Origin of the sequence: Pseudomonas sp. NCHU5216 (genome assembly GCF_052156495.1) — a bacterium.
Taxonomy (GTDB): Bacteria; Pseudomonadota; Gammaproteobacteria; order Pseudomonadales; family Pseudomonadaceae; genus Aquipseudomonas.
This window is the reverse complement of sequence record NZ_JBQLIX010000028.1, coordinates 1-23,369: the sequence shown is the minus strand read 5'-3', so window position 1 is coordinate 23,369 and position 23,369 is coordinate 1. Positions and strand designations below refer to the sequence as shown.

Annotated in this window: 21 protein-coding genes and 1 tRNA gene; 12 read left to right on the top strand and 10 right to left on the bottom strand. The window is 62.2% G+C overall.

Annotated elements, in window-relative coordinates; all coding sequences use genetic code 11:
• The first annotated feature begins 254 nt into the window (after window positions 1-254).
• The 3 genes from queE to ACSVIK_RS18085 all read left to right on the top strand — a co-directional run bounded on the left by queE (window position 255) and on the right by ACSVIK_RS18085 (window position 1,713).
• Window positions 255-902 carry a 7-carboxy-7-deazaguanine synthase QueE gene (gene queE / locus ACSVIK_RS18095; RefSeq protein ID WP_442445626.1) on the top strand — a complete coding sequence of 216 codons (648 nt, stop codon included), beginning with the start codon at window positions 255-257 and terminating at the stop codon, window positions 900-902.
• A 2-nt stretch (window positions 903-904) separates the two neighbouring features.
• Entirely contained in the window at window positions 905-1,579 is a 675-nt protein-coding gene (gene queC / locus ACSVIK_RS18090; protein WP_442445625.1) for a 7-cyano-7-deazaguanine synthase QueC, read from the top strand.
• A gap of 58 nt (window positions 1,580-1,637) precedes the next feature.
• Window positions 1,638-1,713: transfer RNA gene (locus tag ACSVIK_RS18085), tRNA-Lys, on the top strand.
• A 93-nt stretch (window positions 1,714-1,806) separates the two neighbouring features.
• Here ACSVIK_RS18085 and ribD read toward each other — a convergent pair.
• From ribD to ACSVIK_RS18055, 6 genes are all read right to left on the bottom strand, one after another.
• A complete protein-coding gene (ribD, locus tag ACSVIK_RS18080) occupies window positions 1,807-2,973 on the bottom strand; it encodes a bifunctional diaminohydroxyphosphoribosylaminopyrimidine deaminase/5-amino-6-(5-phosphoribosylamino)uracil reductase RibD (protein WP_442445624.1) in 1,167 nt (388 codons plus the stop codon).
• Window positions 2,974-3,058: 85 nt separating this feature from the next.
• Entirely contained in the window at window positions 3,059-4,747 is a 1,689-nt protein-coding gene (locus ACSVIK_RS18075) for a WD40 repeat domain-containing protein (protein WP_442445623.1), read from the bottom strand.
• Window positions 4,748-4,765: 18 nt separating this feature from the next.
• Complete coding sequence (gene ribA / locus ACSVIK_RS18070) at window positions 4,766-5,371, bottom strand: GTP cyclohydrolase II (RefSeq protein ID WP_442445622.1); 606 nt, start codon at window positions 5,369-5,371, stop codon at window positions 4,766-4,768.
• A gap of 46 nt (window positions 5,372-5,417) precedes the next feature.
• The gene (locus ACSVIK_RS18065; RefSeq protein WP_442445667.1) at window positions 5,418-6,350 is read right to left on the bottom strand and encodes a formylglycine-generating enzyme family protein; all 933 of its coding nucleotides are present in this window, start codon (window positions 6,348-6,350) and stop codon (window positions 5,418-5,420) included.
• A 119-nt stretch (window positions 6,351-6,469) separates the two neighbouring features.
• Complete coding sequence (locus tag ACSVIK_RS18060; RefSeq protein ID WP_442445621.1) at window positions 6,470-7,207, bottom strand: class I SAM-dependent methyltransferase; 738 nt, start codon at window positions 7,205-7,207, stop codon at window positions 6,470-6,472.
• Window positions 7,208-7,637: 430 nt separating this feature from the next.
• Window positions 7,638-8,546, bottom strand: coding sequence for a LysR family transcriptional regulator (locus tag ACSVIK_RS18055; RefSeq protein WP_442445620.1), 909 nt, complete (start codon window positions 8,544-8,546; stop codon window positions 7,638-7,640).
• Window positions 8,547-8,642: 96 nt separating this feature from the next.
• Here ACSVIK_RS18055 and ACSVIK_RS18050 point away from each other — a divergent pair, with 96 nt between their 5' ends.
• The 4 genes from ACSVIK_RS18050 to nadA all read left to right on the top strand — a co-directional run bounded on the left by ACSVIK_RS18050 (window position 8,643) and on the right by nadA (window position 14,570).
• Entirely contained in the window at window positions 8,643-9,116 is a 474-nt protein-coding gene (locus tag ACSVIK_RS18050) for a DMT family transporter (RefSeq protein WP_442445619.1), read from the top strand.
• Between the two features lie 82 nt (window positions 9,117-9,198).
• Window positions 9,199-10,293, top strand: coding sequence for an efflux RND transporter periplasmic adaptor subunit (locus ACSVIK_RS18045; RefSeq protein WP_442445618.1), 1,095 nt, complete (start codon window positions 9,199-9,201; stop codon window positions 10,291-10,293).
• Window positions 10,290-13,361 carry a MexW/MexI family multidrug efflux RND transporter permease subunit gene (locus tag ACSVIK_RS18040; RefSeq protein ID WP_442445617.1) on the top strand — a complete coding sequence of 1,024 codons (3,072 nt, stop codon included), beginning with the start codon at window positions 10,290-10,292 and terminating at the stop codon, window positions 13,359-13,361. Before ACSVIK_RS18045 ends, ACSVIK_RS18040 begins: the two co-directional genes overlap by 4 nt.
• A 150-nt stretch (window positions 13,362-13,511) precedes the next feature.
• Complete coding sequence (nadA, locus tag ACSVIK_RS18035; protein ID WP_442445616.1) at window positions 13,512-14,570, top strand: quinolinate synthase NadA; 1,059 nt, start codon at window positions 13,512-13,514, stop codon at window positions 14,568-14,570.
• Between the two features lie 173 nt (window positions 14,571-14,743).
• Here nadA and ACSVIK_RS18030 read toward each other — a convergent pair whose 3' ends face one another.
• Window positions 14,744-15,820 carry an LOG family protein gene (locus tag ACSVIK_RS18030; protein WP_442445615.1) on the bottom strand — a complete coding sequence of 359 codons (1,077 nt, stop codon included), beginning with the start codon at window positions 15,818-15,820 and terminating at the stop codon, window positions 14,744-14,746.
• A 450-nt stretch (window positions 15,821-16,270) separates the two neighbouring features.
• Here ACSVIK_RS18030 and ACSVIK_RS18025 point away from each other — a divergent pair, with 450 nt between their 5' ends.
• Window positions 16,271-16,462, top strand: coding sequence for a hypothetical protein (locus ACSVIK_RS18025; RefSeq protein ID WP_268178451.1), 192 nt, complete (start codon window positions 16,271-16,273; stop codon window positions 16,460-16,462).
• A gap of 44 nt (window positions 16,463-16,506) precedes the next feature.
• On the opposite strand, the gene ACSVIK_RS18020 is transcribed toward ACSVIK_RS18025, so the two are convergent.
• Window positions 16,507-16,908, bottom strand: a complete 402-nt coding sequence (locus tag ACSVIK_RS18020) for a quorum-sensing-regulated virulence factor family protein (RefSeq protein WP_442445614.1) — start codon at window positions 16,906-16,908, stop codon at window positions 16,507-16,509.
• A gap of 236 nt (window positions 16,909-17,144) precedes the next feature.
• Here ACSVIK_RS18020 and ACSVIK_RS18015 point away from each other — a divergent pair, with 236 nt between their 5' ends.
• Together ACSVIK_RS18015 and ACSVIK_RS18010 are read left to right on the top strand one after the other, a co-directional pair.
• Window positions 17,145-18,836 carry an OmpP1/FadL family transporter gene (locus ACSVIK_RS18015; protein WP_442445613.1) on the top strand — a complete coding sequence of 564 codons (1,692 nt, stop codon included), beginning with the start codon at window positions 17,145-17,147 and terminating at the stop codon, window positions 18,834-18,836.
• A gap of 54 nt (window positions 18,837-18,890) precedes the next feature.
• The gene (locus ACSVIK_RS18010) at window positions 18,891-19,625 is read left to right on the top strand and encodes a tRNA-uridine aminocarboxypropyltransferase (RefSeq protein WP_442445612.1); all 735 of its coding nucleotides are present in this window, start codon (window positions 18,891-18,893) and stop codon (window positions 19,623-19,625) included.
• Here ACSVIK_RS18010 and ACSVIK_RS18005 read toward each other — a convergent pair.
• On the bottom strand, window positions 19,585-20,502 hold the full coding sequence (locus ACSVIK_RS18005) for a DMT family transporter (RefSeq protein ID WP_442445611.1): 918 nt from the start codon (window positions 20,500-20,502) through the stop codon (window positions 19,585-19,587). The genes ACSVIK_RS18010 and ACSVIK_RS18005 overlap by 41 nt on opposite strands.
• Before the next feature lie 189 nt (window positions 20,503-20,691).
• Between ACSVIK_RS18005 and erdR the strand changes: the two genes are divergently transcribed.
• Window positions 20,692-21,342: a response regulator transcription factor ErdR gene (gene erdR / locus ACSVIK_RS18000; RefSeq protein WP_442445610.1), complete on the top strand. Its 651-nt coding sequence runs from the start codon at window positions 20,692-20,694 to the stop codon at window positions 21,340-21,342.
• Window positions 21,343-21,359: 17 nt separating this feature from the next.
• On the opposite strand, the gene ACSVIK_RS17995 is transcribed toward erdR, so the two are convergent.
• Complete coding sequence (locus ACSVIK_RS17995; protein ID WP_442445609.1) at window positions 21,360-22,286, bottom strand: LysR family transcriptional regulator; 927 nt, start codon at window positions 22,284-22,286, stop codon at window positions 21,360-21,362.
• A 116-nt stretch (window positions 22,287-22,402) separates the two neighbouring features.
• Between ACSVIK_RS17995 and fpr the strand changes: the two genes are divergently transcribed.
• Complete coding sequence (fpr, locus tag ACSVIK_RS17990; RefSeq protein ID WP_442445608.1) at window positions 22,403-23,182, top strand: ferredoxin-NADP reductase; 780 nt, start codon at window positions 22,403-22,405, stop codon at window positions 23,180-23,182.
• Window positions 23,183-23,369 lie beyond the last annotated feature (187 nt).

The window sequence follows — 23,369 nt, the reverse complement described above, 5'->3', positions numbered from 1 at the left end:
CACAAACTTGCCAGTCCGGTATCAATACTGATTTTCCCGAGATTCCGCGAAGAACCCGTTAAAAACACTCCGATGATTTTTTGTCCGTGCTTTGGCGACTTCCATTAGAATGCCGCGCTGTTTGCGTGACAGGGTTTCAGCTCGGCTGATGTCCTTGTCGCTCGGCTTCATCGAGTATTGGCCCGCGCCGACGCTCCTTTCCTTCCACGCAACGGAGGCGGATGGCCTGTTTCGTCATCACGCCCGTGGCTACCATGCAAGAAACCCTGCGCATCACCGAGATTTTCTACTCGTTGCAGGGGGAGACGCGTACCGCCGGCTTGCCGACGGTATTCGTGCGCCTGACCGGCTGTCCCCTGCGCTGTCAGTACTGTGACACCGCCTATGCCTTCAGTGGCGGCGAGATCGTCACGCTCGATAGCATCCTCGAACAAGTGGCCGCCTACCGGCCGCGTTACGTCTGCGTCACGGGCGGCGAGCCATTGGCCCAGCCCAATTGCATCCCCTTGCTCGCTCGCTTGTGCGAGGCCGGTTATGAGGTGTCGCTGGAAACCAGCGGCGCGCTCGATGTCTCCAGGGTCGACCCACGGGTGAGCAAGGTGCTCGATCTGAAGACACCAGGCTCGGCCGAGATGCAGCGCAACCGTTACGAGAACATCCAGTGGTTGACCGCCAACGACCAGGTCAAGTTCGTCATCTGCTCGCGCGAGGATTACGACTGGGCGGTTTCCAAGTTGATCGAGCATGACCTGGTCGCACGCGCCGGTGAGGTGCTGTTCTCGCCCAGCCACAAGCAGGTCGATGCCCGCGCGCTGGCCGACTGGATAGTGGCGGACAACCTGCCGGTACGCCTGCAACTGCAACTGCACAAGATTCTCTGGAACGACGAGCCGGGACACTGAACATGAACGACAAGAAAGCGGTCATCCTCCTCTCCGGTGGCCTGGATTCGGCCACGGTGGTGGCCATGGCCAAGGCCGAGGGTTACACCTGCTACAGCATGAGCTTCGATTATGGCCAGCGCCATCGCGCCGAATTGCAAGCCGCCGAGCGCGTGGCACGGCAATTGGGCGTGGCCGAGCACAAGGTGATCGGCCTGAACCTCAACGGCATCGGCGGCTCCGCGTTGACCGATGCCAGTATCGCGGTGCCCGAGACCCCAGGCGAGGGCATCCCGGTTACCTACGTGCCGGCCCGTAACACGGTGTTCCTGGCTCTGGCCTTGGGCTGGGCGGAAGTGCTCGGAGCGCGCGATATCTTTATCGGCGTCAACGCGGTGGATTACTCGGGTTATCCCGATTGCCGCCCGGAGTTCGTCGAGGCTTTCCAGCGCATGGCCAACCTCGCTACCAAGGCTGGCGTGGAGGGGCAGGGCTTCACTATCCGCGCACCGCTGCAGCAGATGAGCAAGGGCGAGATCATCCAGGCCGGCATGCGCCTGGGGGTGGATTATGCGCTGACCGTCTCCTGCTACCAGGCCGACGAGGATGGCCGCGCCTGTGGCAAGTGCGACAGTTGTCGCCTGCGCGCCGCCGGTTTCGCCGCTGCCGGCGTACCCGATGCCACCCGCTATTGCTGAAAAAGTTTTCGCGAAGTGTTGATTTCCTGAATTAAATCAGTATCATGCGCCTCGCGTTGGGTCGTTAGCTCAGTTGGTAGAGCAGTTGGCTTTTAACCAATTGGTCGTAGGTTCGAATCCTACACGACCCACCATCCTTTTCAGGGAATTCCAGTTTTCTCGCTGGTTAGCCCCGACACAAGAAGTCCGCCCTTGCCGGCGGACTTTTTCGTTTCTGCACCTATCAATCACCTTGCCTGCCTGAGCGAGCCGATCTCATCGGCGGCCACCCAGGCCTGTGCTCTGTGTTGTTCGATGCCCTGTGCCTTGGCACGCAAACGCAACCTCACGTCTTCGCCGAGCTGCGTGCATTCGTACAGCTCGAAGCCAGGGGCCAGTGCCAGGGAGTCCGGTGACAGGCCTTCGACCAAGGGCCGGGCATTGGCTCCCAGCAGGCGTGGCGCCACGTAGAGCAGCAGCTCGTCGACCAGGCCGGCCCTGACCAACGCTCCGCCCAGGCGAGCCCCCGCTTCGACGAACAGATCGTGGATGGAGCGGTTGCCAAGCACCTCCATCAACTCCCAGAGCATCTTTTCGTCATCCCTGGCCAGCAGCGGCAAGCGCTCGACGTGATCAGCCAGATCCGTGGCGGGAGGGGTGTCGTAACGATGGGCGACCAGGGTCGGGGCCTGGGTGTCGAAGACCCTGGCCTGCGCCGGGACGCGTGACCAGCGATCCAGCACGATTCGTTTTACCGGCGGTAGCGGCTGATCGAAAGGGATGCGTACGGTCAGTTGCGGGTCGTCCGCCAGTACGGTTGCGCTGCTGGTCAGAATGGCCGAGCTGGCTTGTCGCCATAGCTGCACGTCATGGCGGGAGGCCTCGCTGGTGATCCACTTGGATTCGCCATTGGCCAGGGCCGTGCGTCCATCCAGGCTCATGCCATATTTCAGGCGCACCCAGGGCCGACCGCGCCGAGCGTTGGAAAGAAAGCCCAGGTTGAGCTCTTCCGCCTCTTCACGCAGCAAACCCACCTCTACCTTGATACCCGCCTCGCGTAGCAGGCGCAGGCCATTGCCATCGACCTGATGGAAGGGATCCTGGCAAGCCACCACGACGCGACGGATGCCGGCCTCGATCAAGGCCAGGCTGCAAGGCGGGGTGCGCCCATAATGGGCGCACGGTTCGAGCGTGACATAGGCGGTAGCGCCTTGCGCTGCAACACCGGCCTGTCGCAAGGCGAAGACTTCGGCATGGGGGCCACCTGCCCGCTGGTGCCAACCTTCGCCGATGATCCGCCCCTGGTGCTCAAGGACACAGCCCACGCGAGGGTTGGGATGGGTGCTGTAACGTCCTCGGCTGGCGAGCTCCAGAGCACGGGACATGCAGCGTCGATCTGTTTCGGTGAAATTCATTGCAATGATCCATGCCTGCGCTGCCGGGGCGGCGCAGGGCGCGTGGTGCCTGCGAGGTGCAAGCACCTCGCAGGCGGGTGGCGTTTCAGGCTCGAGCCTCGATGGGGTACAGATGTCCATCGTAGGAACTGGCGATGAAGGCCTCCGTTTCCGGCGAGTAGGTGATGCAGGAGATGCCACTGGTGGTCGGTTTACGCTGAGTGATCCAGCGCTGCGTTTCCAGGTCGAACAACGCCACCGTGCCGCCATAGCTGCCGGTGGCGATCAGCTTGCGATCCGGTGAAGCGGCGATGCATTTGACCGAGTGCAGGTGCGGGGTCTTGAACACCTCGCTCTTGCCGGCACGCCACAGGCGCAGCTTGAGGTCGCGCCCCACGCTGGCGAAGCCACCCTCGATGGTGGTGCAGGCGTTGGAGATGCGTTCATGGGCAAGCTCGTTGTAGGCATGTTCGGTGAAGTCGGAAATCCGATGGAAGGCGGCGGCGGTATTGGCGCAAACGCTGAACAGGTACTCCTCGTCGGCGGATATGCCCTTGATGGCGTTGTCGTGCATCAGGATCTCGCCCTGATAGGCCGCTTCGCCCTGGTCATCCAGGGCAAACACCAGGGCCTCGCCGGTATAGGTGCCGATTGCCGCGTGTGCTCGACCGTCGCGCTGGAATGCCGTGCCGCAATTGAGTGGCGAGCGATGCTGGTAGATCAGCTTGCCGCTCACCGCATCGAACACCTGACCCATCTGGCCGCCGGTCAGAATGGCGTCGCCAAAGGGCAGCAGGAAATTGCACAGGCTGCCGATCAGGGTGCTTGGCTTGCCATTGACCAGCAACAGACCGGCATCCCCGATGGCGTAGGTATTGCCTTGATGCACGGCGACGGCATTCAGGCTGATGGCCTGCTCGATGCCATCGAGATCCCATTCGTTGGTGACGTGGTTCCACACGGCGTAGGACGAACCGAAGGTAACGAAGGCGATATGCCGTTCGCCGAGGAAGGTGCAGCTACGTGGCCAGATGAGATTGGGCAGAGAGCTTTCGGCGAGTTTCCTCAGCTCACCGTTGCCGAGTGCGTGCCAGAGCACCACCGAGCGATCGTAGCTGAGGCTGATCAACCAGCGTTTACGATCGTCCCAGACGACTCGCTTGACCCCGGCGGCATGGGCCTGATGACGACGCTGGCCGCTCTTGTCGATGATGGTCAGGCGTCCTTCATCGTCACCGGCGAAGATGGTGCCGTCGCTGGCCAGGGCGATGGTGTCGGTTTCCACGCCGCCCAGGTCGATGCTCTCGAGCTGCACGCCGCGTTGGACGTCCCAGCGGCGAATGGTGCCGTCGTCGCTGCTGGAAACCAGGCTGGCACCGTCGGCCGCCCAGCTCACCGAAATGACATCGGCCTGGTGGCCGCGCAGCACATGACGGCATTGGCCACTGGCGACATCGAACAGACGGATCGTGTGATCCCGTGAACAGGTGGAGACGGTATCGCCGGCTGGGTTGAAGACGGCCATTTCGACATCGTCCTCATGGCCGATGAGCGCCGCTTTCAAGCGCATGCTCGGGACTTCCCAGATGCGCGCGCTGTAGTCGCTGCTGGCGCTGACCAGCAGTTTGCCGTCCGGGCTGAAGGCGCACTGGTTGGCCAGGTGGTCATGGAAGACCCGGTGGATGGCTTGCTTGGTTCGCGCGTCCCACAGGATGACCTGGTTGTCGTAACCGGCAGTGGCGACGTAGCGCTCCTGAAAACTGGCGATGCCGCTGATGGGGGCAAAATGTTTCATCGCAGAACTCCTTGTATGTCAAGCCGGCAGATCGAGCTTGATGGCGTGATTCTTCTTCTGGGCCTTGGCCAGCAGGTAGTTACGGTTGTGTTCGGTCACGAAGATGCCCGTGGGAATCACCTCGTCGACCTGCAGGCCGAACGCGTGCAGGGCCTCGACCTTTTCCGGGTTGTTGGTCATCAGGCGGCAGCGTTTGACACCCAGCGCCGCGAGCATCTGCGCCGCGACGGTGAAATCGCGGCCGTCATCGGGGAGGCTCAGTTGGCGATTGGCCTCGAAGGTATCCAGCCCGCCGTCCTGCAGGCGGTAGGCGGCCAGCTTGGCGTACAGCCCGATGCCCCGGCCTTCCTGGCGTAGATAGAGCAGCACGCCGCCTTCTTCGCTCATGCGCTTCAGGGCTTCGTTCAACTGGGCGCCGCAGTCGCAGCGATGGGAGCCGAAAATATCGCCCGTCAGGCATTCGGAGTGCACCCTGACCAGCGGTGACTCCTGCTCCAGGGAGCCCATGACGATGGCGACATGTTCTTCGGGGGATTCAAGCCCATCGAAGGAAAAGAACTTTCCTACATGGCCATTGGGCAGAATCGGGATCTCGACGCAATTTCTTATACGGTATGCACACATAGCGAATCTCTCTGGAAACAGGTAACGGATGTGCTGGCTGCCAGGCTCAGAGGCTCTCGGCCAGGCGAAAGCCCATCACGTAGATCGGTCTGGGAAACTTTCCATGGCGTCGCGTGGCGCGCGCCAGATCACGGAAACGGGAAAAGCTGCCGCCGCGGGCGACCCGGTGATTCCCCACGGCGGCGATCAGGTCGTCGTTCACCTGCTCCCCGCCGGGGTAGGGGCGGTAATCGTCGGCGACGTACTCCTCGACATTGCCGGCCATGTCCAGGCAGCCGAAGGGTGAGGCGCCACAGGCGAACAGGCCCACGGGGGTGGTATGCAACAGGCCGGCCTCGGCGGTATTGGCGTGGTCTGCCAGGAACTGCTGCCCCCAGGGGAATTCGAGGTTCTGCGGCCCGGCGGCGGCATACTCCCACTCGGCTTCGCTGGGCAGACGGAAGCGCCGGCCGGTCGTCTCTGCCAGCCAGGCGGCATAGCAATCGGCATCCTCCGCACTTATGCCGCTGACCGGGTGATTGGCCTGCTCGGCGGGATAGCAGCCGAGGAACCAGTTGTCCGGCAGGCGCTGCTCGCCGCCTTGTTGCAGAAAGGTTCGATATTCCTGGTTGGTCACCGGGTAGCGGGCGATCCGGTAGGGGGCGAGGCGCACGCGGTGGCGCGGTGTTTCCTTGACGATCCATTGGCGGTCGAGATTGAGATCCGCCAGCCTATCCATGACAGCGTCCAGCTCGGCCGTGTCCAGGCCGATGCAAACCTCTCCGCCAGGCACGTCGAGCATTTGCGGGGTGAGGGGATCCAGGCGCGGGTCACCGTACAGGGCGAGTAGACGCCCGGCCTGATAGCGCCGAGCCAGTGGCTCGTCTTGGCTTTCCAGCAGTGCCACCAGGCGCAGCCTGTCGAGCTGGGCCAGGGCACGCAATTGATCCTCAGGCAGATGCAGTTCACGTGTGGCGGTGTAGGACTCGGGAAGTCCCAGCAAGGCCCGGTCGCTCAATTCCGGTGAAGCCTTCGCCAGGAAAGGAGGTGAGTGGAAATGCTTTTCCATTGCCATCTTATCGCTCTCTATATAAATGAATATCAGGCAACGACTATGGCTTAAAGTCGGCAGGTCAAGCCGGTCTGTAGGCAGTTTTCCTGGAAGGTGTCCCAGAAACCCGGGGTATAACGTTTGATATCGCTGTCCAGGAGCATGGGCTTTTGCCAATGCACTTCGCGAAGTCCGGCTTCGGCCATGGCCGCTTCATAGTCTTCGCGGCTCCAGCGGAAGAAGGTGAAGGGACTGGGTGGGGTGGTGACGAACTCGGCCTGATGACGGAAACCTTCCGCCCATGGCTCCTCGGTGAGTACATTGACTCCGTAAGTGGTGAAGTTTCCCTTGGCCAGTTGGAAGTCCGGTTCGACCGTATAGGCGACCAGACGTCCTGAAGGTTTCAGGTTGTTGGCCACGGCCTTGAACATCTTTTTCATGTCATCCAGCGATTCGGCGTAATTGAACAACCAGGCCGCCATGACCATGTCGAACTTGCCAAACGACTCCATGTTGCAGACGTTGCGTACATGAAATTCGATGGTGTCGCCGTTCTTGCGCGACTCTTCTCGAGCCAGGTCGATCATTTTTTCCGAAATATCCACGCCGACCACGCGGCTCGCGCCTTTCCTGAGCAGTTCACGGCCGAAGAAACCATAGCCGCAGGCCAGATCCAGAACGCTCTGGCCTTTCACGTCCCCTGCCATGTGCATCAGCGTGCGTACTTCAACCGCACGTTGAGCAGCGGTGTCGGTAAAGTTCTCGAAGAGTCCGCCGATCGAGTCGTAGGTCGATTTCTTTTTCATCTCAAGTATCTCTTGTCATGGCATTGAAGTAGTGAGCCTTTGTTCTGCACTGACAGAGCAGGGCGCAAACATTCAATGTAAGGGTGCACCAAGGTGTAATGGCAAAGTAATTGTCAGTTCACACCCTGGCAGGCAGTTAATTGAAGCGAAATCATTCGCGACACGAATAGATATAGGGGAGTTCTTTGGGGGGTTCCAATTCTTTTGCTGCATCATGAATATTCTTGCGGCGAATCAAGCGTTGGTTGTAATGCGCAAGCTCATCGACTGTTTCACTGTTTTATAAAGACGCGCGATAGCAGCAAGGAGGAGGGTACAGCACTGAACTGCGATAAAAGAACAGTAATGGATGGCCCGCCCGGGCAAAAAAAAGCAAGGATCGGAGCTTATGGGAAATGAAGGATTTATTTAATCAGTATCCATATTCAACTCAGCCATCATTCGCCACGCGCATGATCATTTGTCGCAACCACGAATGCGCGGGATCGCCTTCACGGCGTTGATGCCAGATCAGGTCGAAGTCGAAAGGCTCGATCGCCAGCGGTGGCTCGAACACCCGCAGTCGCGGATCCACTTCAACCGACTCTAGGCTGCGCCGGGCCACGGTAAGAATCAGATCGGTGCCGGCGATCAGCTCGTTGGCCACGCCCCAGTGCGGCAGGATCATGGCTATCCGTCGGTTCAATCCTTCCCGTGCCAGTGCGCGGTCGATTTCGTTGTCACCGCCCGAGCGCATGGCCACCAGAACGTGCGGGCGTGCCAGCCAGGCGTCCAGATCGAGTACACCGCTTTCCGGCAGGGTCGAGGCGTCGGCCAGGCAGGCGAAGCGTTCGACGAACAGTGTGCGCATGCGCAACTTGTCCGAGTTCTGCCCCGGGAAGACGCCGAGTGCCATATCCGTTTCGCCATCGATCACATCGGCCAGCATCGATTCCCGGCTGGCCTGGTTGACGACGAGGTCGATGCCCGGCGCGATGGTGCGCAGCGAGCGGGTCAACCCTGGCAGCAGCACCCGTGCGCCGTAATCCGACATGGCCAGGCGAAATGCCCGCTGCGCACGGGTGGGGTCGAACTGTGGCGGATCGAGCAGCGCGCCCAGTTGATCCAGGGAGTCGGCCAGCGGCTGCATCAACTCGCTGGCGCGCGGTGTCAGCTCGAGTTTGCCCGAACGGCGGATCAGCAAGGGGTCATCGAACAGCTTGCGCAGATGAGCCAACGAATGGCTGACCGCCGGCTGGCTCTTGTGCAGGCGCAAGGCCGCCCGTGAGATGTGTTTCTCCAGCAACAAGGCATGCAGGGTGACCAGAAGGTTGAGATCGATGCGCCGAAGTTTATTCATGTGAAGAATATCCATTAAAAGAAATATGAATTTCCATTCAGGATATTAATACGTAAAAGTTCTTCCCAGGACAACCCATGACCCTGGAGTGATCGCATGTCTTCTCCGCTTTCTCTCGCTGGCACAGCGCTGGCCCTGGCCGCCCTGGTCGCTGGAGCTCTGGTGCCCTTTCAGGCCGGCAGCAACGCTGCGCTGGGACGGGCACTTGGCCACCCCTTGTGGGCAACCGTCGCTTCACTGCTGGTCAGCCTGCTCGTGGTGCTGCCGGTCATTCTGGCCATGAGGGCGCCCGCACCCTTGCTCAATCAGGCTGGCGCACTCCCTCTTTGGGCCTGGTTCGGCGGCGTTGCCGGGGTCATCTACATCACCTCGGCGCTGATGCTGACACCCCGCCTGGGCGCGACCGGTTTCATCGTCTGCGTGATCGCGGGGCAGATGCTCACCTCCTTGCTGATCGACCACTTCGGTCTGATGGGGCTGCCTGTAAAGGAAGCCAATCTGGGCCGTGTTGGCGGTGTTCTGCTGATCTTCGCCGGCATGCTCATGGTGCAGTGGTCCACCAACCGTTAATGGTTGGGGCAGGAGCCAACGACGGGAGCGTTCGTCGCGCACACCACCATCAACGCATCTTCAAACGCGGGAGACTTACAGGATGAAGACCTCGCTCGCTCTTGCAGCGGCCGTGCTGGGTGCGGCTTCGCTGGCGACCTGGAGCCTCTGGCCGGTGCAGGCCGAAGAGGCTGAGACGAACCTGCAGCCCGGGGTGAAGGTCGCCCTGGGCCAGGTCGAACGCCAGGAAATGCCGCGCTATTACAACAGTATCGGCACCCTGGAAGCCGTCAGTCAGGTGCAGGTGACTGCGGAAGTACCGGGTCGGGTGGCGGCCTTGCATTTCGATTCCGGGCAGAGGGTCGAGGCCGGGCAGCTGTTGATCAGCCTCAATGACGCGCCGGAGAGGGCGCAAAGGCGACGCTTGCAAGCCGTGTTGCGCAACGCCGAGCAGCGTCTGCAACGGATTGCCAAACTGGCGCCCGGTGGTGCGGCCACCCGCGAGCAACTGGACCAGGCCCGCGCCAACCGTGACGCTGCCCTTGGCGAGCTGCAGCAGGTCAATGCGCTGATCGCGCAGAAGAATATCCGTGCGCCTTTCAGCGGCGAACTGGGCCTGCGCCAGGTGCACCTGGGGCAATACCTCAACCCCGGCGATCCCATCGCCAACCTCAGCGACAATCGCCACCTGCGGGTCAATTTTTCCCTCGATGAACAAGCGCGCACCGAGCTTGAGCTGGGGCAGGTCGTCGAGCTGCGTTTTCATGCACGCCCGGATCAGCGCTTCGAGGCGCGCATCAATGCCATCGACCCGATTCTCGACGGTGCGCGGATGATCCGCGTCCAGGCCAGCCTGGACGGTGGCGACAGCCATCTGGCCGCCGGGATGTTCGCCGATGCCCGGGTGCGTCGCCCCAGCCACGGCAAGACCCTGAGCGTTCCGCAAACTGCTGTGGTAGCGACTGCCTACGGCGACATGGCGTTCGTCGCCCGCGAGGAGGAGGGTGTGCTGCGGGCCAAGCGCGTACTGGTACGCACTGGTGAGGCCTGGAACGGCCGGGTGGAGGTGCTCAAGGGCTTACAGGCGGGCGAGCGGGTGGTGGTGTCCGGGCAAATCAAGCTGAGCGACGATGCCCCCCTGCAAGTGCTGTCCCGCAACAGCCTGGATGAGGTTTCCGGGCAGAGTGTGCAGCCATGAAGTTCACCGACCTGTTCATCCAGCGGCCGGTGCTGTCGCTGGTGGTCAATGCCCTCGTCCTGTTGCTCGGTGTGCTGGCGCTGGAACACCTGCCTATTCGCCAGTACCCCTTGCTGGAAAACGCCACTATCAGGATCACCACCGAATACCCAGGTGCTCCGGCCGAACTCATGCAAGGGTTCGTCACCCAGCCGATTGCTCAGGCGCTGGCGTCGGTGGAAGGGGTGGATTACCTGAGTTCTTCCTCGGTTCAGGGCAAGAGCACGATCGACGTGCGACTGAGCCTGGGGCAGGACTCGACCCAGGCGCTCATCGAGGTGATGGCTCGAGTCAATCAGGTGCGCTATCGCCTGCCGGAAGAAGCCTATGACCCGGTGATCGAGCGCTCCAGTGGTGACTCCACCGCTGTCGCCTATGTGGGCTTCTCGAGCCAGGAGCTGGCCACCCCGGCGTTGACCGATTACCTGTCGCGCGTGGTGGAGCCGATGTTCTCCTCGATCGATGGCGTGGCCAAGGTGGAAACCTTCGGTGGCCAGCGCATGGCCATGCGTCTGTGGCTCGACCCGGCGCGCCTGGCTGCGCGCGGGCTCACTGCCGAGGAGGTGGCAGCGGCGATTCGCGCCGAGAACTACCAGGCCGCGCCAGGCAAGGTCAAAGGTCAGTATCGGGTTTCCGCTATCGAAGTGGATACCGATCTGAGCAGCGTCGAGCAGTTCCGGGAGATGGTGATACACAGCGACGCCCGTGGCCTGGTGCGGATCAAGGACGTAGGCACCGTCGAGCTGGGCGCGGCTGCCAGCGAAACCAGTGCGCTGATGGATGCTCGGCCGGCGGTGCACCTGGGCGTATTCGCTGCGCCGCGTGGCAACCCGCTGGTGATAGTCGAAGGGATCAAGCAGCGCTTGCCGGAGATCCGCAAAACGCTGCCGCCAGGCGTCGAGGTCGAGCTGGCATTCGAGACCGCGCGCTTCATCCAGGCCTCCATCAACGAGGTCATGCACACCCTGATCGAGGCGCTGTTGATCGTCGTGGTGGTCATCTACTTCTGCCTTGGCTCGTTTCGCACCGTGCTTATCCCGATCATGGCCATCCCCTTGTCGATGCTCGGCGCTGCCGGGTTGATGCTGGCCTTTGGCTTCAGCATCAACTTGCTGACCCTGCTGGCGATGGTGTTGGCCATCGGCCTGGTGGTGGACGATGCCATCGTCGTGGTGGAAAACACTCATCGACACATGGCCGAAGGCAAGTCGGCGGTGGTCGCGGCCCTGCTCGGCGCACGGGAGGTGGCCGGGCCGGTGATCGCCATGACCCTGACCCTGGCCGCGGTATACGCCCCGATCGCTTTCATGGGTGGCCTGACCGGTGCGCTGTTTCGGGAATTCGCCCTGAGCCTGGCGGGGGCCGTGCTGATCTCCGGCATCGTGGCCCTGACGCTTTCGCCGGTGATGGCCTCCATGTTGTTGCGTCATGATCAGGAGAGTCGCGTGGCGCAGGGGGCGAACCGCTTCTTCGAGGCACTTGCGCAGCGCTACGGCAACCTGCTGCAGCGCTCGCTGGCGCATCGAGGGGTTTCCCTGGCGGTCGCCGCGATCGTGCTGGGCAGTCTGCCTTGGCTCTACCAGCAGGCGCAGCGTGAGCTGGCGCCCGTGGAGGATCAGGCGAGCATTCTCGCCGCCATCAAGGCGCCGCAATACGCCAACCTGGCCTATAGCGAGCTGTTTTCCCGCAAGCTCGACGAGGTGTTCCAGGAACTGCCGGAAACCACCAGCCGCTGGATCATCAACGGCACCGACGGGCCGGCCACCAGCTTCGGTGGCATCAACCTGTCCGCCTGGGATGAACGCGAGCGCGACGCCTCGGCGATCCAGGCCGATCTCCAGCAGAGGGTCGGCGATGTGGAAGGCACCAGCATCTTCGTCTTCCAACTGCCCCCCTTGCCCGGCTCCACGGGGGGCATGCCGGTGCAACTGGTGCTGCGCACGTCGCAGGACTACCGCACGCTGTATGACAGCATGGAAACGCTGAAGCGCAAGGCCCGTGACAGTGGCCTGTTCGCCGCGGTGGACAGCGACCTGGATTACAACAATCCGGTGCTGCGCCTGCGTGTCGATCGTGACAAGGCCAATGCCATTGGTGTGCGCATGAGCGACATCGGCCAATCCCTGGCGGTGCTGGTCGGCGAGAACTACGTCAACCGCTTCGGCTTTCAGGGGCGCTCCTATGACGTCATCCCGCAGAGCACCCGCGAAATGCGCATGAGTGCCGAGGCCCTGGGGCAGCAATACGTGCGCAGCCGCGATGGGCGCCTGGTGCCGCTGTCGGCTCTGGTGCAGGTGGAAGAGAAGATCGAACCCAACAAGTTGACCCAGTTCAACCAGCAGAACTCGGCAACGCTGCAGGCCATTCCCGCGCCTGGTGTCAGCCTCGGACAGTGCGTGGCCTTTCTGCAACGAGCCAGCGCCGATTTGCCGGTGGGTTTCACCCTGGACTGGCAGGCCGACTCACGGCAGTACGTACAGGAAGGCAATACCCTGGCGTTCGCCTTCGCGCTTGCGGTTATCGTCATTTATCTGGTGCTGGCCGCTCAGTACGAGAGCCTGGTGGATCCCTTGATCATTCTGTTCACCGTGCCGTTATCCATCTGCGGTGCGCTGATTCCCCTGGCCTTGGGCCTGGCGACGTTGAACATCTACACCCAGATCGGTCTGGTCACTCTGATCGGCCTGATCAGCAAGCACGGCATTCTCATGGTGGTCTTCGCCAACGAGATACAGGTCAGGGAAGGGCTCGACCGTCATGCCGCCATACTGCGTGCAGCACGCATTCGCCTGCGGCCGATCCTGATGACCACTGCGGCGATGGTGGTGGGCCTCATCCCGCTGCTGTTCGCCAGCGGTGCCGGGGCTCACAGCCGGCAAGGCCTGGGGCTGGTGATCGTGTGTGGAATGCTGGTGGGCACTGCCTTCACCCTGTTCATCCTGCCCACGGCCTACAGCTTGTTGGCCCGAGATCATCGGGCGCTGGAACTCGATCCAAGAAGCGTCGAGTTGAAGCATGCAACGCAATGAGGCACTGCAAGGCGTCTGGCGACCACCTACGACCTCGCTTGGCGCCTTGGCGTGAGCCGACTTTCCTCTGATTCGCTGGTCAGCTCGTTCTTTCCGGGGGTATCGGGAAGGTATACTCGGCGCGCCGGACAACAATCAGAGCCTGATGAAATGACGCAGATTTCCGAACGTCTCCTCGTTCAAGCCCATCTCGATGCCAAGCAGCCCAAGCCGCTGACCGCCGAGGAGGAGGCTGTCTATCGCCGCGAGATCGCCGCCGAACTGAAGAAACAGAACGCGGTGCTGGTGGCGCACTATTACTGCGATCCGGTGATCCAGGCCCTGGCCGAGGAAACCGGTGGTTGCGTTGCCGACTCTCTGGAAATGGCCCGCTTCGGCAACCAGCACCCGGCGCAGACCGTGGTGGTGGCCGGGGTCAGATTCATGGGCGAGACGGCGAAGATTCTCAACCCGGAAAAGCGCGTGCTGATGCCGACGCTGGAGGCGACCTGCTCGCTGGATCTGGGCTGCCCGGTGGACGAATTCTCGGCTTTCTGCGACCAGCACCCGGAACGCACCGTGGTGGTTTACGCCAATACCTCGGCGGCGGTGAAGGCGCGTGCCGACTGGGTGGTGACTTCCAGTTGCGCCCTGGAGATCGTCGAGAGCCTAATGGACAACGGCGAGACCCTCATCTGGGCACCGGACAAGCATCTGGGCAATTACATCCAGCGCGAGACGGGCGCCGACATGCTGCTGTGGGACGGGGCCTGCATCGTTCACGAGGAGTTCAAGTCCAAGCAGCTCATGGACATGAAGGCGCTGTACCCGGACGCCGCCATCCTGGTGCACCCGGAGTCGCCGCAGAATGTGGTGGAACTGGCCGATGCGGTGGGCTCCACCAGCCAGTTGATCAAGGCGGCGCAGACCCTGCCCAATTCCACCTTCATCGTCGCCACTGACCGCGGCATCTTCTACAAGATGCAGCAGCTATGCCCGGACAAGATCTTCATCGAGGCGCCGACGGCCGGTAACGGCGCGGCATGCCGCAGTTGCGCGCATTGCCCGTGGATGGCGATGAATACCCTGGAACGCGTGCTGACCGGGCTGCGCGAAGGCACGGGCGAGATTCAGGTGGACCCGGCGTTGATCCCCAAGGCCATCAAGCCGCTCAAGCGCATGCTCGACTTTACCCAGGCCGCCAGGCTCAAGGTGGCCGGTAACGCTTGAGAGGAGCCGCGACAAGCTTCAAGCCACAAGCTGTAGCAGGCCGTTGAAAAACTGCTCCCTCTCCCATTTATGGGAGAGGGCTGGGGAGAGGGTGGTTCAGGCCGCGCTCAGTGTCGCCGGATAGACCCTCTTCCCCGAGGGGAGGTAAACACCTAGCCCGGATTGCATCCGGGCTAGGTGTTTACCCAGTTATGCGGCTCGTTGACCAGGTCGAGCAGCGCCCGTAAGCGGCCGTAGTCGCGGCCGTTGAAGGTGAAGGCCAGGCGTGTCAGGTGGCGTAGTTCGGGCTCGTCGCGCTCCTGCTCGCACTGCTGCTGCTGGCTGAAACCGCCGCTCTTGCACAGCCTGGCGAAATCGCCGTTCAAGCGTTCCAGGGCTGCTTCGCTCAGCGGGTGGTTGAGGCGAATCACGAAGCGATCCTTGAGCCAGCGGCTGGAGTGGAAGTTGCGGTAGAAGCGGGCAATTTCATCCACTGCCTCTTCGGGGCTGTAGACCAGGTGCAGCAGGTTCAGGTCGGTGGGCAGAATGTAGCCGTTGTCTTCCAGCTGGCGGCGGATGAAGCCCAGGGCATCCTTCCAATAGCTGCCGCCCGGCTGGTCGAGCAGTATCACGGGCACCAGCGGGCTCTTGCCGGTCTGGATCAGGGTCAGCACCTCCAGTGCCTCGTCCAGCGTGCCGAAACCGCCGGGGCAGAGCACCAGGGCATCGGCTTCCTTGACGAAGAACAGCTTGCGCAGAAAGAAGAAATGGAACGACAGCAGATGGTGACTGCCGCGCATCGTGGCATTGGCGGTCTGCTCGAAGGGCAGGGTGATGTTGAAGCCCAGGCTGTTGTCCTGCCCCGCGCCTTCGTGGGCGGCGGCCATGATGCCGCCACCGGCGCCGGTAATGACCATCAGATCATGCTGCGCCAGCAGCGTACCCAGCGTGCGGGCCTGCTGGTAGAGCGGGTGATCGGCCGGGGTGCGTGCCGAGCCGAACACCGTGACCTTGCGCCGGCGTTTGAGCTGTTCCAGCACGGCAAAGGCCTTTTCCATCTCGCGCAGGGTCTGCAGCATGATCTTGGCGTCCCAGCGGTTACGATCGGCCTGAGCCATGTGAATCACGGTGCTGAGCATTTCCCGGTAAAGCGGCAGGTTCGGGCTGTTGCCCGGAGCGGCAAGCGCCAGCAGTTCGTCCACCTTGCTCGGCAGGTCGACCTCGCTGGTCTGCACATGGCGCGACAGGTAATCGTCCGGTTCATAAGGCATGGACATTCTCCTTTTCTTGGACTGGTGTGGGGGCAAGCTGCGCGCGCCCGCGCCGTTTCCCTGAATTATGGCTTGGGCAGCAGCTTGTCACAGCCAGGTTGCAGCCTGGCGGCAAGCTTTTCGTAAGCGCGCTTTACAGGCCGATCCCGTTTCTGCCTGGCACCCTGCCGGTCGCTCCCGACATGCAGGCCGGTTCGCTACCTGCAAGGGCATTGGCGCCAATGGGCTGGCGTGCCGTTCGTCTTCACAAGCTGGTGAGCGTCAGGCGTCTGATTTACTTGCAGGATAGGGATCTTTCCGCGAAGCTCGCTATCCAGATACATGACGGGCCTGATGGCGAGATCGGACACGATGTTCGAACCCGGCACATGAATAGGCTGCGGGACGATGTGTTGCTAAGCCGCAACCCGGCGGCTTGCATCGAGTAGCGACGGGTAGAGGAGGGCAGGTATGCCCAAGCTGATCGTGGAAGTGGATGAAGAGCTGTACCAGATGCTGCAGGAAGCGGCACGGGTGAACCAGCTAAGCCTGGAAGACGAATGCCTGCGTCGCCTCGAGGGCGGCGTGCGTCGTTCACGCTACATGGATGCGCTGTTGGCCGAGCTGCGCGCCGGTGACGCGCAGCGTCGTGCCAAGGGCTGAGGAACGGCGCCACGCAACCCTGCGTGGCGCAGCCTGAGGCCAGCCTACAGACCGCAGTCGCTGCGCTCGAATACCTCGGTGGTGATCGGCCGATTGCTGCGGTATTCGCTGAACTGGTAGCGCAACTGCGCACCCTCGCTCAGCAGTTGGCGATAACCCGGATTGCGGCAGACGCTGGCCGCTAGCTGGCTCCTGACGATGTCGGGGTTGCCGCGCATTTTCGCTGCATGCGCCGGGCGCACGCTGAGGTGGTTGATCAGGGTGTGGCCATCGACGGTATAACCCTGATCGAGAATGTCTTCGTTGATCGCCCGCGGCGTGCCCACGCTGCTTTCCTGGGCGACCTTTTCCAGCGTTCGCGTCAACTCCATTTCCTTGAGTGAGGCCGCCTGAGCGAGCGGAAGCGTCAGGCTGAGCGCGAGCGCGGGAAGAATGTAACGCAGCATCTGGGTTGACTCCTGAAAACAAGGACAGCGGATTGGACAGGGCGAGGTGGTCGTTGTTCGCCTGCTGGCCATTTGCCCGTGAAGAAATGGGTGTTACGAATTGAGACGTAATGGCATTTGGCTGCCAGTCGTCGTCACGACCAAAGGCTGGGGATCGTCCTCATAGTACGTCCGTCCGAAGAACTAGCCGCTGTGCAAGCGGCGTTCAAGACAGCGTGCAGTGCAGGAGAATAATAATGACAACTTTCTCTCGGCGCTGGCCATCGTCTCTGATGGCTGGCAGTTTACTGGTTTTGCCCTGCCTAGAGGTGCAGGCCTCCGGTTATCACTTCGGTTCCCAGTCCGTGGCCGCTCAGGGCACTGCCCATGCCAACGGTGCGGAAGCGGCCGACCCTTCGACCATTTTCTACAACCCGGCAGGCCTGGCCCGGCTCAAGGGCACCCAGGTGACCTCCGGGTTGACCCTGGTGTTGCCCGATGGCGAGTACGAGGACAAAGGCAGTCGTGACGTATTCGGCAATCCGGTGCAGGGCGATGCCGGTGACTTCCTGCCGGATGCGGCCGGGGCGCCGAATTTCTATTTCTCGCATGAGATCAACGACCGCGTGACCATCGGTCTGGGCATCTTTACGCCCTACGGCGCCAAGCTCAATTACAAGGAAGACTGGGCCGGGCGCTACGGCATCCAGTCCGCCAGCCTGGAAACCGTGACCTTCAACCCCAGTATTTCCTTTCGCTTCAACGAACACCACAGCATCGGCTTTGGTGTCTCGGCGCAGTACATCAAATCCATTCAACGTGGCGCTGCCGATGTGAAGGGAGCTTCGCGGCAGTTGGCCGGGCAGTTCGTCAAGGCCAATCAGGATCTTACCGAACTGGCGGCTTCACCACTCGGTCAGGTGGCCATTCCGCTGCTCTATGGCGGGCTGACGGTACCGAGTGAGATCACATCCTGTGACGGGCAGGGCGGAGATGCCTTCGTTGATTGTGTGGCGAAGAACTTTGCCGACAACGTACAAGGCGATGGCTATTTCCGGGTCAAGGGTGACGACTGGGGTTATGGCTGGAATATCGGCTACATGTGGGAGCCGACCGAGTCGACACGCTTCGGCGTAGCCTATCGCTCGCATATCCGCCATACCCTGGAGGGCGAGACCAAGTGGAGCTTCGCTGACGTGTCGGGAAGTGTACCTTCGCCTGATACCGACCTGAGCGGCGGGATAGACCTGGGTATCATCACGCTGCCGCCAGAGGACGCACTCGGCCAGGTGCTGGATCCGAGCAACTGGATCAACCCCGGCGACTTCGCCGCAACCCGCCTGCACCCGAACTCCAAGGCCAAGACCGCCATCGATACCCCGGAAACCCTCTCGTTCAGCGCCTTCCATCAGCTCAACGACAAGGTGGCGTTGATGGCCGACCTGACCTTCACTCGCCACTCCCGGCTCGATGAGGTGCGCATAGGGATCGATCAGGTCGCAGGTTATCCCTACTTCAACGGCGTCACCGAAGGGGATCTGGCGGTCAAACAGGACTGGAAGGACACCTACAAGATTTCCCTGGGCATGAACTACCAGTACAGCGATGACCTGCTGTTGCGTACCGGGGTGGCCTACGACAAGTCGCCAGTCAACTCCCCCGAGCTGCGCCATCCGGCATTCCCGGATGCCGACCGCTATTGGTTGTCCTTTGGTGCCAACTACAAGTTCACCCCCGACACCTCGGTGGATCTGGCCTACAGCTTCGTGCAGTTTTCCAGCGGCAAGATGGATTACCGCGACGGCTGTTCGCCTGCCGGCTGGATACCGGGCAGCGGCGGCCTGTACGTGGACAGCGGTGAACGCTGCACTGGCAATGGCGGTAATTACACGGGGGAATACCGCACGCGCATCCACTTCGTCGGTCTGGCGCTGAATCACAGCTTCTGAAGCCGGGCTGCAGGGGGTGATAGACTTGCGCCCCCTTTGCCGGCCCATCGCGTCATGACCTTACCTTCTTCCCCTGCGCCTCAGCATGCTGTCGCCCGTCTGCGCGCCGAACGTCTGGCGCGCAGCCTGAAACCCTTCATCGCCCGCGGTTCGCGGGCCGAGCGCTGCCCGGCCTGTCGCATCCAGCCAGCTTATTGCCTGTGCGCCTGGCGCCCGCAGATTGCGGCGCAGTCGGGCATGTGCCTGGTGATGCACGATATCGAGGCGCTCAAACCAAGCAATACCGGCTGGCTGATCGCCGACGTGGTGCCCGATACCCACGCCTTCGGCTGGGCGCGTACCGAGGTGGATCCGGCCTTGCCGACGCTGCTGGCCGAGCCACAGTGGCAGCCTTATCTGGTGTTTCCCGGCGAGTATGCGGGCCAGGAACGCGTGGTCGAGGAGGTCAATCTGGCGCCCGGCAAACGGCCTCTGTTCGTGTTGCTGGATGCCACCTGGACCGAGGCGCGCAAGATGTTTCGCAAGAGCCCCTATCTGGATGCGCTGCCGGTGCTCAGCTTCAAGCCGGAGCAGCTCTCGCGCTATCGCCTGCGCCGCTCGACGCGCGGCGACCACCTGTGCACTGCCGAGGTGGCGGCGCTGTGTCTGGAACTGGCCGGCGATGACCAGGCCAGTGCCGCACTGGACGATTATCTGGATGCTTTCAGCCAGCACTACCTGGCAGCCAAGCGGCGCCTGCCACTGGATCTCAACGACGCGCTGCACCAGCGTCTGCAGGCGTACCGCTGAGCGCTGACGGTTTCGGCCACAACTGCGCGATCAGCATGCCGGCGAACATCAAGGCGCAACCCAGGTAGCCGCGCAAGGCCAGTACTTCGCCCAGCAGCAGGGCGCCGGCGATGGCGGCGAACACCGCTTCCAGCGACAGGATGATCGCCGCATGCGAGGCGATCGCGTGCTGCTGCGCCACCACCTGCAGGGTGAACCCGACCGCCACGCCAAGCAGGCCGCCGTAAAGCACCGCCGGGGCGGCGGCGAGGATGCCGTCTGGCGTTGCCGTCTCGAAGATCGCCGCCAGCAGCAGGCTGATCAGCGCGCAGGTGACGAACTGGATCAAGGCCAGGCGCAGCGGGTCGTTACGGCTGGCGAAAAAACTCACCAGCAGCACATGGATGCCCCAGACGAAAGCGCCGGCCAGTTGCAGCCAATCGCCGGGCGCCACGCTGAAGCCTTCACCGACGCTGAGCAGAAACATGCCGAGCACCGCCAGGCAGGCGCCCAGCCAGATGCCCAGGCTGCTGCGCTGACCGATGAACAGACCGAGCAGCGGCACCACGATTACATAGAGCCCGGTGATGAAGCCGGAATTGGTCACGCTGGTGAACAGCAGGCCGACCTGCTGCAGATTGATCCCCAGCGCCAGTACCAGGCCCATGATCATGCCACCGAGCAGCGTGCTGCGATCGAGCGCGGCACCTTGCCGTTTACCCGGTTGCAGCAGCATCAGCACCGGCAGCAGGGCCAGGCTGGCGAGCGCGAAACGCAAGCCGGTATAGAGGAAGGGGCCGATGCTGTCCATGCCCAGGCGTTGGGCCACGAAGGCGCTGCCCCAGATCATCGCGGTCAACAGCATCAGCAGATCGGCACGCAGGGCGGGATTTGGCATGGCAGTTCTCGGTGCAAAGCGCAGCATCCTGCCGCAAAGTCTCGTGCTTGACCACCTCGTCACGTCTCGGCATGCTGAGCGCCGCCCTGGCTCCGCGAGGGGAGGCGGCGTGCCAGATGCGCTACGCTGAGCGGACAAGGGAGTCGAGGCGCCAAAGGGCGCCGCTCATAAAAACAACAGGATCTGCCAATGGCCGTTTATGAAATCCTGATTGCCGATGATCACCCGCTTTTTCGCAGCGCCCTGCATCAGGCGCTGACCCTGGGGCTGGGGCCCGATGTACGTCTGGTAGAAGCTGCCAGCATCGCCGAACTGGAAGGCCGCCTGGCTGAGAAAGGCGACTGGGATCTGGTGTTGCTCGACCTGAACATGCCCGGCGCCTATGGCTTTTCCGGCCTGGTGCTGCTGCGCGGGCAGTACCCGCAAATCCCGGTGGTAATGATCTCCGCTCAGGAAGAGGCCTCGGTGGTCAACCGCTCTCGCGAGTTCGGCGCCAGTGGCTTCATTCCCAAGTCCAGCCCGCTGGAAACCTTGCAGCAGGCCGTGCGCCAGGTGCTCGATGGCGATACCTGGTGGCCGCCGCTGGCCGAGGAGAGCACGCCGGTATCGGAGGAAACCAAGGCCGCCAGTGCCGGCCTGGCCAGCCTCACGCCGCAACAGTTCCGCGTGCTCACCATGGTCTGTGAGGGCCTGCTGAACAAGCAGATCGCCTACGAGCTGAGCGTTTCCGAGGCCACGGTCAAGGCCCACGTCACCGCCATCTTCCGCAAGCTGGGGGTGCGTACCCGGACTCAGGCTGCCTTGCTGTTGCAGCAGATGGAGTCGATCCCGGCGCACTGAGCCCGAGCCCAGTTCGTTCAGACGATGGGCGGCAGCACGATCTGATCGCTGCGACTCACGCCGGCCGTAAGGGCACGGCACTGCTCGAGGAACTCACGCATGGCGGCGGTCTGGTACTTCTGTTTGTGCCAGATGAAGTAGAACTGCCGGCGCAGATCCAGCGCCGGGGTTTCCACCGCCACCAGGCTGCCCCGGCGGATGGCGTCACGCAGGGCCAGGCGGGAAATGCAGCCGATGCCCAGACCGGATTCCACGGCGCGTTTGATCGCTTCGGTGTGCTCCAGCTCCAGGCGGATGTTCAAGCGGTTGGGGTGATGGCGCATGGCCTGATCGAAGGTCAGGCGGGTGCCCGAACCCTGTTCACGGAGGATCCAGGCTTCGTGGGTGAGTTCTTCCAGGCTGGCGCTGCCACGTCGGGCCAGGGGATGCTGCGGCGCGCAGAACACCACCAGTTCGTCTTCCACCCAGGGCTGCACCTCGATGTCCGGGTGCTGGCAGTCGCCCTCGATCAATCCCAGATCCAGTTCATAATGCGCCACCTGCTGCACCACGTGGGCGGTGTTGTGCACCTGCAGCTTCACCCGGCATTCGGGGTGATGCTGCATGAAACTGCCGATCAGCAGGGTGGCCAGATAGTTGCCCACGGTCAGGGTGGCGCCGACGTTGAGCGAGCCATAGCCGCTCTTGCCACCGAGCAGGCGTTCGATCTCGCGCGCCTGGTCGAGCAGGGCCACCGCCTGGGGCAGCAGTTGATGGCCCAGGGCATTGAGCGCCAGGCGCTTGCCGGCGCGGTCGAACAACTGGCAATCGGACTGGCGCTCCAGCTCGGTGAGCGAGGTGCTGGTGGCCGACTGCGACAATGCGAGCGATTGCGCGGCGCGGGAAACGCTCTCATGCTGCGCCACGGCGACGAATACCTGAAGTTGTCTGAGGGTAAATCGCATATCGATATAACCGATAACCTATATCTTGATAATCCACTTAACAGATATTGTTGCCGCGAATAGAATGCCGCGCAATCGCGCTTTTGGGCGCTGTGTTTCTCGAGGAAAACATCATCATGAGCAATATGAACGTCGAGCGCGTGCTCAGCGTCCACCACTGGAACGATACCCTGTTCAGCTTCAAGTGCACCCGTGACCCGGGCCTGCGCTTCGAGAATGGCCAGTTCGTGATGATCGGCCTGCAGCAGGACAACGGCCGCCCGCTGATGCGCGCCTACTCCATCGCCAGCCCCAACTGGGAAGAGCACCTGGAGTTCTTCAGCATCAAGGTGCCCGATGGCCCGCTGACTTCGCAGCTGCAGCACCTCAAGGAAGGCGACGAGATCATCATCAGCAAGAAGCCCACCGGCACCCTGGTGCTCGATGACCTCAACCCCGGCAAGCACCTCTACCTGCTCAGCACCGGCACCGGCCTGGCGCCGTTCATGAGCGTGATCCAGGATCCGGAAACCTACGAGCGTTTCGAGAAGGTGATTCTGGTGCATGGCGTGCGCTACGTGAATGAAGTGGCCTACCGCGAGTTCATCACCGAGCACCTGCCGCGCAACGAGTTCTTCGGCGATGCGCTGAAGGAAAAGCTGATCTATTACCCGACGGTAACCCGCGAGCCGTTCGAGAATCAGGGCCGCCTGACCGACCTGATGCGCAGTGGCAAGCTGTTCGCCGACATCGGCCTGCCGCCGATCAACCCGCAGGACGATCGCGCGATGATCTGTGGCAGCCCGAGCATGCTCGACGAGACCAGCCAGGTGCTCGACAGCTTCGGCCTGAAGATCTCCCCGCGCATGCGTGAGCCGGGGGACTATCTGATCGAGCGTGCTTTCGTGGAAAAATAAGGTTCTTCGCGGGATCGCGGGGAAGTTGGTTTTGATACCGGACTGGCAAGTTTGTGTTTTGATTTCGATTGTCTCGGTGTTCAAGCTGCTTATCGGCGTTTAGCTGATGTCTCCTGTTTCGCCCCCCGGCGACCTTCTTTTGTCAAACGCCACAAAAGAAGGCAAAAAGGCTTGGCCCCGCCATCCG

Coding starts and splice junctions, on each gene's coding strand:
- queE (WP_442445626.1), top strand. CDS start 255: ATGCAAGAAACCCTGCGCATCACCGAGATTTTCTACTCGTTGCAGGGG.
- queC (WP_442445625.1), top strand. CDS start 905: ATGAACGACAAGAAAGCGGTCATCCTCCTCTCCGGTGGCCTGGATTCG.
- ribD (WP_442445624.1), bottom strand. CDS start 2,973: ATGAATTTCACCGAAACAGATCGACGCTGCATGTCCCGTGCTCTGGAG.
- ACSVIK_RS18075 (WP_442445623.1), bottom strand. CDS start 4,747: ATGAAACATTTTGCCCCCATCAGCGGCATCGCCAGTTTTCAGGAGCGC.
- ribA (WP_442445622.1), bottom strand. CDS start 5,371: ATGTGTGCATACCGTATAAGAAATTGCGTCGAGATCCCGATTCTGCCC.
- ACSVIK_RS18060 (WP_442445621.1), bottom strand. CDS start 7,207: ATGAAAAAGAAATCGACCTACGACTCGATCGGCGGACTCTTCGAGAAC.
- ACSVIK_RS18055 (WP_442445620.1), bottom strand. CDS start 8,546: ATGAATAAACTTCGGCGCATCGATCTCAACCTTCTGGTCACCCTGCAT.
- ACSVIK_RS18050 (WP_442445619.1), top strand. CDS start 8,643: ATGTCTTCTCCGCTTTCTCTCGCTGGCACAGCGCTGGCCCTGGCCGCC.
- ACSVIK_RS18045 (WP_442445618.1), top strand. CDS start 9,199: ATGAAGACCTCGCTCGCTCTTGCAGCGGCCGTGCTGGGTGCGGCTTCG.
- ACSVIK_RS18040 (WP_442445617.1), top strand. CDS start 10,290: ATGAAGTTCACCGACCTGTTCATCCAGCGGCCGGTGCTGTCGCTGGTG.
- nadA (WP_442445616.1), top strand. CDS start 13,512: ATGACGCAGATTTCCGAACGTCTCCTCGTTCAAGCCCATCTCGATGCC.
- ACSVIK_RS18030 (WP_442445615.1), bottom strand. CDS start 15,820: ATGCCTTATGAACCGGACGATTACCTGTCGCGCCATGTGCAGACCAGC.
- ACSVIK_RS18025 (WP_268178451.1), top strand. CDS start 16,271: ATGCCCAAGCTGATCGTGGAAGTGGATGAAGAGCTGTACCAGATGCTG.
- ACSVIK_RS18020 (WP_442445614.1), bottom strand. CDS start 16,908: ATGCTGCGTTACATTCTTCCCGCGCTCGCGCTCAGCCTGACGCTTCCG.
- ACSVIK_RS18015 (WP_442445613.1), top strand. CDS start 17,145: ATGACAACTTTCTCTCGGCGCTGGCCATCGTCTCTGATGGCTGGCAGT.
- ACSVIK_RS18010 (WP_442445612.1), top strand. CDS start 18,891: ATGACCTTACCTTCTTCCCCTGCGCCTCAGCATGCTGTCGCCCGTCTG.
- ACSVIK_RS18005 (WP_442445611.1), bottom strand. CDS start 20,502: ATGCCAAATCCCGCCCTGCGTGCCGATCTGCTGATGCTGTTGACCGCG.
- erdR (WP_442445610.1), top strand. CDS start 20,692: ATGGCCGTTTATGAAATCCTGATTGCCGATGATCACCCGCTTTTTCGC.
- ACSVIK_RS17995 (WP_442445609.1), bottom strand. CDS start 22,286: ATGCGATTTACCCTCAGACAACTTCAGGTATTCGTCGCCGTGGCGCAG.
- fpr (WP_442445608.1), top strand. CDS start 22,403: ATGAGCAATATGAACGTCGAGCGCGTGCTCAGCGTCCACCACTGGAAC.